7 protein-coding genes are annotated in these 14,154 nt (G+C 37.6%); 6 read left to right on the top strand and 1 reads right to left on the bottom strand.

What is annotated here, in order from left to right; translation table 11 throughout:
• Positions 1-156: 156 nt before the first annotated feature.
• Both B4F31_RS11745 and B4F31_RS11740 read left to right on the top strand, forming a co-directional pair.
• Entirely contained in the window at positions 157-777 is a 621-nt protein-coding gene (locus tag B4F31_RS11745; RefSeq protein ID WP_286761365.1) for a glycoside hydrolase family 16 protein, read from the top strand.
• A gap of 358 nt (positions 778-1,135) precedes the next feature.
• The gene (locus tag B4F31_RS11740) at positions 1,136-2,695 is read left to right on the top strand and encodes a glycoside hydrolase family 16 protein (RefSeq protein ID WP_093305310.1); all 1,560 of its coding nucleotides are present in this window, start codon (positions 1,136-1,138) and stop codon (positions 2,693-2,695) included.
• Between the two features lie 349 nt (positions 2,696-3,044).
• Here B4F31_RS11740 and B4F31_RS11735 read toward each other — a convergent pair whose 3' ends face one another.
• Positions 3,045-5,993: a ligand-binding sensor domain-containing protein gene (locus B4F31_RS11735; protein ID WP_286761364.1), complete on the bottom strand. Its 2,949-nt coding sequence runs from the start codon at positions 5,991-5,993 to the stop codon at positions 3,045-3,047.
• 421 nt (positions 5,994-6,414) lie between these two features.
• On the opposite strand from B4F31_RS11735, the gene B4F31_RS11730 reads away from it, so the two are divergent.
• From B4F31_RS11730 to B4F31_RS11715, 4 genes are all read left to right on the top strand, one after another.
• Positions 6,415-9,573 (top strand): SusC/RagA family TonB-linked outer membrane protein, encoded by a 3,159-nt coding sequence (locus tag B4F31_RS11730; RefSeq protein WP_286761363.1) that lies wholly within the window; start codon positions 6,415-6,417, stop codon positions 9,571-9,573.
• A 20-nt stretch (positions 9,574-9,593) separates the two neighbouring features.
• Entirely contained in the window at positions 9,594-11,585 is a 1,992-nt protein-coding gene (locus B4F31_RS11725; protein ID WP_286761362.1) for a RagB/SusD family nutrient uptake outer membrane protein, read from the top strand.
• A gap of 270 nt (positions 11,586-11,855) precedes the next feature.
• The gene (locus tag B4F31_RS11720) at positions 11,856-13,412 is read left to right on the top strand and encodes a sulfatase family protein (RefSeq protein WP_286761361.1); all 1,557 of its coding nucleotides are present in this window, start codon (positions 11,856-11,858) and stop codon (positions 13,410-13,412) included.
• Between the two features lie 94 nt (positions 13,413-13,506).
• On the top strand, positions 13,507-14,154 hold a 648-nt coding region (locus B4F31_RS11715), incomplete at its 3' end, for a sulfatase-like hydrolase/transferase (RefSeq protein WP_286761360.1).

Here is a 14,154-nt window from a genome sequence, read left to right as displayed (position 1 = left end):
TGCCTTGGATGTTTGGCAAAAAAGAAAATTTCCGAACAACCTAAAACTACAGCAGCAGATTTTCAATTGGTTTGGCAAGATGACTTTAATGGCTCCGTGATTGATACAATTAAATGGAGCAGGATTACAGAAGGAGCCCCGGACTGGAAAAACTATATGACCACGGACGATCAGGTTTATGAAGTTGCAGATGGATACCTTTATCTGAAAGGACTGGTTAACACGGATACTCAAACTGATCCCAGACCTTACCTTACCGGTGGAGTTTGGACTCGAGATAAATTCAATTTTACCTACGGTAAGGTTGAAGTACGTGCTAAAATGGAATCGGCAAAGGGAAGTTGGCCGGCAATCTGGTTACTCAGCCGGAAAAATGATGATAGTTGGCCTGCTAATGGGGAAATAGATATTATGGAACATCTTAATTTTGACAACTTTATCCATTCCACAATTCACAGCAGCATCAAGAGCTCGCCGAGCACTAAAACTGTAAATGTAAATCCTGGTGAATTTAATACCTACGGAGTGGAATGGTATCCCAACAAAATAATATTTACTATTAATGAAGCTCCCACATTTACATACCATAAAGAAGCAGGTGCTGATTGGCGTCAATGGCCATTCGATCGGGACTTTCACCTTATTTTATCCCAACAATTAGGAGGAGCCTGGGTAGGTAATGTCGATTCCAGTCAGTTACCGGTTGATTTCGTGATTGATTATGTGAAGTACTACGAATATAATCCATCTCGTACTACAGCCTTAGGATCGAACTAAAATATCAATGTAAATTAAAAATGATAGTAGATGCTCATAACTTAATTGCCTGGAGTCTTTTAACCAAAGCCAGTTTAATAAGGAAGTTATGGACTAAATTTTACCCTTCCACCATATGGCAACTTTAATTCTAGAAATTTCGATAGGAATTTAGATTCCAATTTACTTTGGTTTAGGTAGCGAAGCTTTATGAGTTACCAATCTGGCAAATTAATGATTTTAATACTATTTCAATTTGATAATCATCGTACCTATTAAGCCTTAGAAGGGTCGCTATCGACAAAATACCCTCATAGAATAATGAGCTTAATCTGGCAAAGGTTTTTTTATAACTAATTATTAACCAAAATTTAAAAAGATGAGAAAAAAATGGATTATTCTATTTTCTACTATCCTATGTCTTGGATGTGACAGGGATGAAATGGATAGTACCGAACAATTAGCGAGTAAAACTGCTCACTTAACAGCATCAGCAAATTTCCAATTGTTTTGGGAAGATGATTTTGATGGCTCCGTGCTTGATACCACCAAATGGAGCAGGATTACAGAAGGGACTCCCGATTGGAGAAATTATATGACCACAGACGATCAGGTGTATGAAGTATCGGATGGCTATCTTTATCTGAAAGGATTGGTTAACACGGATACTCAAACTGATCCCAGACCATATCTTACCGGTGGAGTTTGGACCAGAGATAAATTCAATTTCACCTACGGCAAGGTGGAAGTACGTGCTAAAATGGAATCAGCCCAGGGAAGTTGGCCAGCAATCTGGTTACTTGGTAGTACAAGTGAATATGGAGGATGGCCTGATTACGGCGAAATAGATATTATGGAACACCTCAATTTTGACAATTTTATCCATTCCACTATTCATAGTAACACCAAGAGCTCGCCGAGCACTAAAACTGTAAATGTAAACCCTGGTGAATTTAATACCTACGGAGTGGAATGGTATCCCAACAAAATAGTGTTTACTATAAACGGAACCCCCACATTTACATACCATAAAGAAGCAGGTGCTGATTGGCGGCAATGGCCATTCGATCGGGACTTTCACCTTATTTTATCTCAACAACTGGGAGGAGCCTGGGTAGGTAATGTCGATTCCAGTCAATTACCGGTCGATTTCGTAATTGATTATGTGAAATACTACGAATACATCCCTGCTCCTAGTCCCCCTTCGGGTTCAGATCAGTATATAAAAATACAGATGAATGGTAGTACTACAAATAACTGGAGTCATTTAACTGAGGTTACCTTAATAAATGATGGTACTCAATATACACTTCCGGCAGGCCATAATGCACCGGCAGTTTTAGGAGATGGGATAGGTGTGAATGGTTCAAATACTAATTATTATGGGTTAGATTCTGATGGCAAATTAATTATAAACCTAGGGCAAGGTTATGAATTTGATGCTGTGAAATTAGGAGTGTATAATGGTGATATTCGTATTTATGAGGACGTAGAAGTATCTGTTTCAGCAGATGGAAACCAATATGAAGATGCGGTAATAAAAGATATCGAAAATTTTAATACTTTCAGTTTTACGGGTTACAAGTATATAAAGATCCAAATGAATGGCAGTACGGTTAATATGTGGAGTCATTTAACAGAGGTTACCCTCATTAATGAAGAAACTGAATTTGTTCTGCCTGCCGGACATAACGCTCCCTCCATATTAGCAGATGGTGTCGGGATAAATGGTGGCAGTTCCGGTTACTATGGATTAGATTCCACAGGAACACTCATTATTGATCTGGGACAGGAAATCTCTTTTGATGCTATAAAATTAGGTGCCTTTAACGGGGATAATCGAACTTATCAAGATGTTGAAGTATCCCTGTCGAATGATGGAGTAACTTATAATTCTATAGGAATGCAAGATGTAAAAGATTATAGAGTGTTCTACTAATTTCTATAATTACTGTATAAAGATCTATTAATTACCATGAAGCTGCCACATTCAAGGCAGCCTCGTGGTTTTTCTGGTTCTATTCGCTTTCCTGCCTTATCTTTTAAGAAAGTTTGAAGCTCTAGGAATATAGTTAACCTATTTTCTTCCAAATACTTTCTATACTTGTGTATTGCAAGTTGAACGTTAAAATACAAGTACATATCTTTACAGGTCTTTCACTCTGAAGTACATATCTGGAGCAAATTTTGTCATACTTTTTTCACCCTATTATTAGCATTCTTACCACAAAAGAAGCGGACTTCACTATAATTTTGACTTTGGGCATCTCATCATTCGGTCAGGTGAATTAGAGTCCCTTAAGCTTAAAAAAATCTTCAAAAGACATACCTTCTTCTATCTTTAATTTTTTTCTTAGTCTGTGCCGGGCCACTTTAATAGAGTTCAGGGAAATACCAAATAATGTAGCAATTTGTTGAGAAGGAAAATTTAATTTAATCAGTGCACACAGACGCAATTCTCTATCAGTAAGAGAAGGGTTCTCCTTTTTTAAGCTGGGTATAAAACTGGGATGTACCTGTTTAAATATGGAGTAGAATTGTTTCCATTCGGTATCGATTGCTAAACTATCGTCTATTTTTCCTACGATTTGATCGAAAAATTTTTTAAGCTCAATATGCTTTTTTCCTTCCGCAATGAAATCTTCTTTTATTTCAACTAGTAGGTTATTTTTATGAACGGTTCTCAAGGTACTATTAGTAAGTTCTTCAGTTTTAAATTTCAATTCATCACTCAACCTTTTTTGCTTGAGTTGCTCATTTTGTCTTTCCGTTTCCAATAATTCCAATTCATTTTTATAGGCCTTATCCTTTTCTTTTTCTACTTCCCGGGTTCTAATAGCAACAATCTTTTTAAAATCATCACGCTGTTTTTTAATATTTCTATTACGCCAGTTGGTAAGAAAAAATATACTCAAGCCTAATAACAATATTGAGATTACTTGCACTTCCCGGCGTTGCCAAAAAGCAGGTAACACCAAAAACTCAATATTTGCCTTATGAATGGAGGGTTCCTCTGTACCCTTTTTAGTTGTCACATGTAAATTATATGCTCCGGGTGCAAGATTGGAAAAAGTTATGGAATTAAGTTTGTTTAAAGCTTGCCACTCATTATTTAAGCCTTCTAACTTATAAAAATACTCTGTGTCCTCAAGATCGAAATAATTGGAACTCGAAAAATTAACGGTGAAAAGGCTAAAATCCGCATGGAGTTTTAAAATATCCGATCCTTGCTTATCCCAAAAACCGGAAGGTTCTATTTCTCTAGAATCTTCTTCTTCAACTATTTTAAAACCCGTAAAAAAAACACGTGGTTGAGATATTTCCTGATGTAGGCTTTCCGGTTCAAAGTATGATAAACCTTCATTTCCCGCGAAATAAATACGACCCGAATTACTTAAACTCGCCTCCCCTCCACGAAAGGGAGTAATCCCATCCTGTATTCCAAAATTACTAATCGTGTCATTATTAATTCGGCTTAACCCCAGGTTGGTACTAAGCCAAATATTTTTTTGATGATCTATTAGAATGCCGCGGACTATTTTTCCGTATAAGCCTTTCTGCACCCCTATTCGTTCAAATTTTTTATCTCTTCGGGAATACCTGTTTAATCCAAAACCATAGGTTCCTACATAAACCGATAAATCCGGGCCTTCCTGAATTGAGAGTATGTGGTTTCCACTTAAGCTTGTATTGTCCTTATTAGAAGTATAAAAACTTTCTAACCACTCACCTTCTGCAGATAGAATATTTAACCCATTTTCAGTACCTACCCAAATTTCCCCTTTTGCATCCTTATAAAGGCTGGTTATTCTATTATTACTTAGACCTTCGCAGGTATGGGTATTGAGTCGTTTTATAATGTTAAGCTGCTCATTGTATATTACAATTCCATTTGTAGTTCCTACCCAAATATGTCCATCTGATCCTTTTTCAATAGCGTAAATACCACTTAAATTCTCTTTTCCTGTGAAACTTATAAATTTTTGCTCTTTGGTATCATAAATATTCAAGCCTTCTCTTAAAGAGCCTATCCAAATACGCTCTTTTTCATCCTCTATGATGGAAAGAATAATATCGCCCGATAGATCCTTGTCGTTATTTTTGTCATCAATAAAAATATCAACCTCACCTGTTTGTGGATTATACTTTCGTAAGCCATTTCTCCCCGCTGTGATCCACAGATTAGCCTGAGAATCTTCAAGAATTCGGGAGCCTTGTTTATCTGTTTCAAAAGCTAATTTATGCGGAGAAACATTATATACACTCATACGATCCTTAAAGTAGCTAATGCCACCGTGAACGGTACCCGCAAATATTACGTTATGCATCCCCCTACCAAAACATAATATAGAATTATCCGACAATCCCCATTCACCATCTTCCTGTTTAAAATAGGTGAATTTATCCTTTATCGGCTCATACAAATTAATCCCACCTCCATCAGTTCCTATAAAAACCCGCTCATTATTACCCTCATATAATCCCAGAACTATATTGTTATTAATACTTTCTCCTCTTTTAGCCTTAGCTGTATAGTGACTTAGTTCTTTGGACTCCAAATTATATCTATAAAGGCCATTACCTAAGCTAGCTATCCATACCTGACTTTGACTATCAACTAAAATATCACTAATGGGATAATAATTTTCTATTTCTTGTAAAGGATGCAGTGCTTTTGATCGTGGATCAAAACTCCAGACTTCACCGTTACTTGTACCCAGCCATATCTTCCCAAACCTATCCTGTGAAAGGGAAATAATATCCGCATTGGGAAAGCTCGGGTTCAACCGGCAGGCATTAAAGCTATAATTCTTTTTACCTTCCTGAATAAAATAAAATTTTCCTGTACTTCCCCCAATCCAGAAATCTTGAGAATTGGAAATGGAAATGCTAAAAATCTTCTGGTTAAAGATAGTATCAGTGACTTTCTTATCCACGGGACGATAAAGCTCAAATCGGTCTTTTTCCTTATTATAGTTGTATAAACCTCTATCGGTTCCAACCAAGATATTATTTTCTCCTTTTACCTGTAACTTATAAATAGTAATGCTGTTAGCTAAAGGATACAATCTTACCTTATCTCCGTCGTATCTATTGACACCAAATTTTGTAGCAGCCCAAATAATTCCATGTTGATCCTGCATCACCTGATTTATTCTGTTATCAGAAAAACCATCACTCATATCTAAATGCTCAAACTGCAAAACGGGTTCTTGCCCATAAGTTACTATCGACACAAAAATAAATATGGTTTGAAAAAAAATACTCTTAAAAAAGTGTGAAGTGAAACTATTAAATAACAGAATTTCCAGCCTTGTAAATGGATAAAATAACATATATCTATGATTATCAGTATTTTATTCGTATTCGCTAACTCAAAAGTAATGTTAATGTAACCCAAATGTATACCCACAAAATACAAATTTATTTAACATATCTATAAATTCGTCTCCACATAATATTAACCCGAAAACGATATAGTCTGAAGTTTCTTAAAAACCGAAACTTTTTTAAAATGCAATTTTAACGAAACTTAAATTTTAATCCTTAAAAATTAACACAAACAATATGCAAGCAAAATTACTTACTACTAATTAATTTTCAACAGGTTGAAAAATAGGAGATTTTACTAACTAAATACCAATAAATTTTTATAAGATGAAAAGATTTTTGACTTTTTGCACGATCTTATTATCGTGTCAATCAATTTTAATAGCACAGGAGTCTATTACCGTTTCGGGAAAAGTAACCGAAATGGAATCAGGGATACCGGTACCCAGTGCTAATATTATAGAAAAGGGAACTTCTAACGGGGTTATGACCAACTTCGATGGAGAGTTCAGTATCGAAGTACCATCTAATGCCATTCTAAGTATTTCCTATATTGGTTACGCTACTAAGGAAGTTCCTGTAGATGGAAATGCTACGCTGAACATACAACTGGAAACAGAAGAATCGGCACTTGAAGAAGTTGTAGTGGTTGGATATGGTACGCAGAAAAAAGCGAATCTTACAGGTGCTGTTACTACAGTTGATTCCGAAGTTCTTCAATCCAGACCTGTACCCAATGTTAGTCAAATGCTACAAGGGGTAGTGCCTGGGTTAAATTTTCAAACTTCGGGCCTGGGAGGCGAGCTAAATTCAGGTCTTAACTTTAACATTAGGGGTTCCGGTACTATTGGATCCGGGTCTAACTCAGCTCCCCTGGTTTTAGTAGATGGTATGGAAGCAGACCTTGATGCTATTAACCCCCAAATAATTGAATCCATTACTGTATTAAAAGATGCAGCTGCTTCTGCAGTATATGGTTCCAGAGCTGCATTTGGAGTCATACTGATTACCACCAAAGATGGTAAACCTGGTGCCCCGAGAATCAATTACAACAACAATTTCCGCTTCACCTCACCTCTTCACGTTCCCAATATGATGGACTCACATACCTTTGCCTTATATTGGAATGAAGCCGCTAACAATTCTGGACAAGCACCTCCTTTTTCACAGGAAGTTATTGATAGAATAGTACAGTATCAAAACGGTGAAATAGATTACGGAACTGTACCAAATGCTACTGGAGACAGGTTTCAGTATTACACGGGTTCTAATGCAAATACAGATTGGTTTGACGAGCTTTATAAGGATTTTTCCTTTTCTCAAGAGCATAATATAAGTCTTAGCGGAGGTACCGATAAAACAACATATTACACATCAGCGAGATTTATGGATCAGAATGGTTTACTAGCCTATGGCGAAGATACCTTTGATGATTATGATTTTACAGGAAAACTAAATACAGAAATAACTGATTGGATCAGTTTCAATTATAGCACAAGATTTTCTAGAAAAAATTATAACAAGTCCACTCAGCAAAGCGGATTGTTTTATCACAACATTGCTCGAAGATGGCCTACCGTACCTGTTAGGGACCCAAATGGGAATTTTGGAGATGCCTCTGGAGAGATTGTCCAGCTAGAACAAGGAGGACGCACAGATAATCTTACCGATAGATTATTTATGCAGGGACAATTTACAATTACTCCTGTAGAAGGGTGGAATATTTATGCCATTGGTAACTATAAACTTACCAACAACAACAATCACGAAAACGTTCTTCCTGCCTATGCTTACGATGTCGCAGGAGATCCTTTTCCTGTATCAGTAGGATGGAACTCCCCTGGATACAGCTCTGTTTACGAATATCACCGGAAAGAAGATTATTATAGCACAAACCTCTATACTGATTATAGCTTTAATATAAATGAAGCTCATAATTTTAAAGTAATGGCCGGTTATAATTCTGAAGTAACCAAGTACAGAACAATTGGTGCTTCCAGAAGTGGTTTAATAACTCCAGACCTCCCCACAATAAATACGGCTACAGATGAAAGTAGAGCGACGGAAGGACAGTATCAGCACTGGGCTGTGGCAGGATATTTCGGGAGGTTAAATTATAATTTTAAAGAGAAATACCTATTAGAACTTAATGCCAGATATGACGGTTCCTCACGATTTATTGATGATAAACGCTGGAATTTATTTCCCTCTATATCCGCAGGATGGAACATAGCCGAAGAAGACTTTTGGAATTTGGATGCTATAAATTTATTTAAATTAAGAGGTTCTTATGGTGAATTGGGGAATCAAAATACGAGTAATTGGTATCCTTTTTATCAATCCATGCCAATTGGTACGGCGAATGGAAACTGGCTCTTAAATGGAGAGAGACCCAACACATCAGGAGCTCCCGGCTTAGTTAGTTCACAACTTACATGGGAAAGAGTAACGAGCTGGAACCTGGGATTGGATTTAGCTTTACTTAAAAATAGATTAAACCTAAGTTTAGAGTATTTCAATCGAAAAACCTTGGATATGGTAGGGCCCGCACCAGAACTGCCTGCTATTCTGGGAACAGCAGTACCGCGAATTAATAACGCTGATATGGAATCTACTGGGTTTGAAGCAGAAATTAATTGGAGAGATCAAATCGGAGATTTTAATTACAGTATAAGAGGAACTTTTTCAGATTCTCAACAGAAAGTTCTTAACTACCCCAACCCTACTAATAGTATTTCAGATTGGTACGATGGTAGAATCATGGGTGAGATTTGGGGGTATACCACTCTAGGTATTGCCCAAACAGATGAAGAAATGCAGAACCACTTAGAAAATACCAGTCAAAACCAACTAGGTAGTAATTGGGAAGCAGGTGATATTATGTATGCTGATTTGAACGGTGATGGTGAAGTTAACTCAGGAAATGGAACATTGGAAGATACCGGTGATTTATCGGTAATAGGCAATTCTACGCCACGATATAGGTTTGGAATTGATTTAAGTGGTGATTACAAAAACTTTGATTTCCGGATATTCCTACAGGGTTTCGGAAAAAGGGATTATATGCCAAACGGTCCTTATTTCTGGGGAGCAAACGGAGGAATGTGGCAATCTGCAGGATTTGATGAGCATATGGATTTCTTCAGAGACGAGGATTCCCAGATGGTTCAGGCAGGTATCGCAGAGGTGAATCGCGAGGCTTATTATCCCCGCCCTTTATTTGGTAGTGGCAAAAATCAGCAAACACAAACACGATATATTCAAGATGCTTCTTATTTAAGAGTAAAAAATGTGCAGCTGGGTTATTCCTTTGAAGCATTTCAAAAATCAAGAGTTAGGTTCTACATTTCAGGTGAAAACCTACTCACCTTTACGGATATGATAGATATTTTCGACCCAGAATCTATAGGACTGGGAGGGTGGAATGATGGAAAAACTTATCCTTACTCCCAGGTATTTTCCGTTGGTCTTAATATTAATTTCTAAAAAATTAAAAATAAATAATTATGAAGTCAATAAAATCAATTTTTGTCTGCCTGGCATTAATGCTCCTGGCGGGTTGTGAAGCTGATGAATTTTTGGATAGAGAACCTCTATCTGATGTTACCCCGAAAGACTATTTGAATAGAGAAGCAGACCTGGCAGCCTATACTATTGCAAGATATAATTTTCCAACCCATGGCGGTTGGAATATAGGAACATTTAGCATGGATAACCATACGGATAATCAAGCAACATCAGGTCACAGTAATATTTGGGCACCTGGTGAATGGAGAGTTTCACAGTCAGGTGGAAGCTGGAATTTTGGAAATATCCGTCAGTTAAACTATTTTTTAGAAACCGTTCTTCCAAGGTGGGAAGCAGGAGATATTGAAGGTAGTCCCGAATATGTTGAACACTATATAGGTGAGGCTTATTTCCTCCGCGCTTACGAGTATTTTCAAAAAATTCAGGAATTAGGTGATTTTCCCATAGTGACAAATACCCTTGAAGACGATATGGAACAATTAATTGCAGAATCTGAGCGAAGACCTAGAAATGAAGTAGCACGTTTTGTACTTTCAGATCTTGAGCATGCGATTGAATTACTTCAAGATGTACCACCAAACGGTAAAAACAGAATTTCAAAATACGCGGCCCTTTTATTAAAATCAAGAGTAGCTCTCCATGAAGGAAGTTGGCTCACCTACCATAAAGGTACCCCTTTTGTACCCGGAGGACCAGATTGGCCGGGTGCGGGAGTTATAAGTGATTTTAATATAGACATTGATACAGAAATTGATTTTTTCCTGACCGAGGCCATGGAAGCATCCGCACAGGTGGCAGATAATATTTCTTTGGCACAAAATATTCCAGGTGAAGATATTGGTTATGATTCGTCGGGCAACCCATACTTTACAATGTTTGGTTCCGAAAATTTAGAATCATATGACGAAGTTTTACTATGGAGAGACTACGACCCAACCCTTGGTATAAGCCATAACGTTAACCACTATATTAACCAGAATGGTGGAAACTCGGGATACACACGCAGTTTTGTTGACAATTTTCTGATGGATAACGGTCTACCTATTTATGCGTCTGGTTCAGGTTATGCTGGTGATGATTTTATTCAAGATGTTAAAGAAAACCGAGACCAAAGACTTCAACTTTTTATGAAAGCCCCGGGAGAACTACGACTTACAGATGCTGTAGATTCTGATGGAAGTCCTCTTCTTATTGGAATACCTGATATTATAGGTTTACAAGAAACAAAAGACGTGACCGGTTATTCTGTAAAAAAAGGACTTTCTTACCTGGAAAGTAATGTAGAAGGCAATAGTGGCTCAACTGGTAGTATCGTATTTCGTGCTGCTGAAGCCTACCTTAATTATATTGAAGCTTCCTATTTGATGGAGGGAAGTATAAATGAAAAAGCCGGGCAATATTGGGGAGCCATTAGATCTAGAGCAGGGATAGAGCCTGATTACGAAATAACTGTTTCTGCAACTGATATGGCTAAAGAAGCTGAAAATGATTTTGCGGCTTATTCTGCTGGAGAATTACTAAATGATCCCGTATTATACAATATTAGAAGGGAAAGACGAAGCGAATTAATGGCAGAAGGAATGCGACTTTTTGATCTAAAGCGCTGGAGAGCACTGGATCAGTTAAAGAGTGAGCCTCATATTATCGAAGGCTTTAAAGTTTGGGGACCCATGGAGGAGTGGTATGAGGATGAAGACGGAAATTCTTTGTTGATAGAACCCGGCCAGGGGGGTGTACCAAATGTTTCGAGTAGTGAAGAAAGTAATTACTTAATGCCTTATCGAATAAATACTGGTTCCGGTAATCCCGTAAGCGATGGATTCTCCTGGGCTTTTGCACATTATTTGAATCCTATTGCTACAGAACATTTCCTTATCACAGGTCCTCAGGGGTCAACAGATCCTTCCAGCTCTATAATTTATCAAAATCCCGGATGGTCTACACAGGCAGGTACCGGGGCTGAATTCTAATTATTCTTATCCTATTGGATTTAAAAGGATTATGGAGAATGTAGGCAACCAATACGCTAATTCTTAAGCATTTTAATAATCTACTTTTAATCCATTTGAAAAGTACAATTCAGAACAAGTAGAAGATTTTTTGAATAGCCATAAAAGACAGGTATGAAATAGTAACCTGTCTTTTTATTACCAGTATTTTATAAAAAATATTAAACATATATAACTCAAAATTTATATAAATTGAATGATAGAACTGCAACGTATTTTTAAACTATATAGATGAAAATTTATCTAAAATCTTATATATATCTTTTAATATTTAATTCCCTGGGGCTTATTCCCTTACAAGTGAAAAGCCAAAATATCACCTCTCCCAATATCGTACTAATTTATGCGGATGATCTTGGATACGGAGATATTAGCAGTTATGGAGGAGATATTCCTACTCCGCATATAGACAACTTAGCTAAAAATGGTTTAAAATTCACCAACGCCTATGCAGCTGCAGCAACTTGCACGCCTTCCCGATATGCCATGCTTACCGGGGAATATGCCTGGAGAAAGCAGGGTACAGGAGTGGCGCCAGGTGATGCTACGAGTCTTATATTGCCCGGAAGCACTACTTTGCCGGGAGTTTTGCAAAAAGCTGGCTATAAAACTGCGGTAGTAGGAAAATGGCATCTTGGCTTGGGAAAAAAGGCGCCGGTTAATTGGAACAAAGATATTAAACCGGGCCCTTTGGAAATAGGGTTTGATTATGCATACCTCCTACCCGCTACAGGTGATAGGGTACCAACCGTTTTTGTAGAAAACCACCGTGTAGTAAACCTGGACCCTGAAGATCCAATAACTGTAAGCTATCGCAAAAACTTGGATGAGGGTCCTACCGGAAGTAAAAACCCAGAACAATTAAAAATGATGTATTCCCATGGACACAACCAAAGTATCACCAACGGGATAAGCCGAATTGGTTATATGAGCGGCGGGGAAAAAGCCTTATGGCAGGATGAAGATATCGCCGATGTTCTTATAAATAAATCGGTTGGGTTTATAGAAGAGAACAAAGACTCTCCATTTTTCCTCTATCTGGCCACCCATGATATTCATGTACCCCGTGTACCCCATAAGCGTTTTGCCGGCACTACCGGAAAAGGTGCGCGTGGTGATGTAATTGTGCAATTGGATTATACGGTAGGCACAGTTCAAAAAAAGCTCAAAGAATTAGGTTTAGAAGAAAACACCCTCTTAATTTTCACCAGTGATAACGGTCCCGTCTTAGATGATGGTTATGTCGATGGCGCTGCAGAAAGATTAGCAGAACACGATCCCTTCGCAAACTTTCGTGGTGGAAAATACAGCACCTTCGAGGCCGGCACAAGAGTACCCTTTCTAGTGCAATGGAAAGGTAAAGTAAAATCCAATCAGGAATCTACTGCATTGATGAGCCAGGTAGATTTCTTAAGGTCCTTTGCCACTTTTACAGGACAAAATCTTCCTAAAGATATAGCTATAGACAGTCAAAACCACTGGAACACTCTAATTGGAGAACAAGCTAAAGGTAGAAAGTCCGTGGTTCAACAAGCGATTAGAAATGTCCTGTCTTATATTGAGGGGAATTATAAATATATAGAACCTCATTCTGGACCTTCAATGGTGCCCTGGGGTGTAGAAATAGAAACGGGTTTTAATCAAGAGCCACAGCTTTATAACCTTAAAAAAGACCCGGGTGAAACAGAAAACCTGGCTTCAAAAATGCCAGAAAAAACAAAAGAAATGGCAGCAGCCCTCAATAAAATTAGAGATTCTAAAGTATTAGGCACAAGCACAACTGACTGACAACCCGGAAATATAAATCTTACAAAATGCTGGTAACCCATTTCCGAACCTTTATTTCCTAGCATTAAATAAGCGAAAATCTAAATTAAGTTATATGTTAAATTACAAAACATTCCTTTGCTCGCTATGTATAGTAGCAGCTTTATTCTCCTGTAAAAATCAAGAGGAACAGAAAAAGACAGAAAACCAACAGCCAAATATTGTATTTATGATGTCTGACGATCACGCCTATCAAGCAATAAGTGCGTATAGTGATAAGCTAATCAATACACCAAATATTGACAGGCTGGCCAGTGAAGGGGTTCTTTTTAACAATGCCTCGGTAACCAATTCTATTTGCGCCCCATCGCGAGCTGTTATTTTAACTGGTAAGCACAGTCATTTAAATGGGAAAATTGACAACCTTAGTAAGTTTGATACTACTAATATAACTTTCCCGCAAATCTTACAGGATGCCGGTTACCAAACCGCAATGTTTGGAAAATTACACTTTGGAAACAATCCAAAAGGTTTTGATGAATTTAAAATCTTACCCGGCCAGGGAAGTTATTATAACCCACGCTTTATAACCAAAGACGGAGATACCGTAATAGATGGTTATGTTACCGATATAATTACAGATCTCACCATAAACTGGTTGGAAGAAGAACGCGATAAAGAAAAACCATTCTTATTAATGTATTTACATAAAGCTCCACACCGGGCCTGGTTACCAGCAGAAAGACATTACAAAGAATTCACG

Origin of the sequence: Salegentibacter sp. UBA1130 (assembly GCF_002311535.1) — a bacterium.
In the GTDB taxonomy this organism is placed as follows: Bacteria; Bacteroidota; Bacteroidia; order Flavobacteriales; family Flavobacteriaceae; genus Salegentibacter; species Salegentibacter agarivorans.
This window is presented reverse-complemented; position numbering and strand designations above follow the sequence as displayed.

Coding starts and splice junctions, on each gene's coding strand:
- B4F31_RS11745 (WP_286761365.1), top strand. CDS start 157: ATGACCACGGACGATCAGGTTTATGAAGTTGCAGATGGATACCTTTAT.
- B4F31_RS11740 (WP_093305310.1), top strand. CDS start 1,136: ATGAGAAAAAAATGGATTATTCTATTTTCTACTATCCTATGTCTTGGA.
- B4F31_RS11730 (WP_286761363.1), top strand. CDS start 6,415: ATGAAAAGATTTTTGACTTTTTGCACGATCTTATTATCGTGTCAATCA.
- B4F31_RS11725 (WP_286761362.1), top strand. CDS start 9,594: ATGAAGTCAATAAAATCAATTTTTGTCTGCCTGGCATTAATGCTCCTG.
- B4F31_RS11720 (WP_286761361.1), top strand. CDS start 11,856: ATGAAAATTTATCTAAAATCTTATATATATCTTTTAATATTTAATTCC.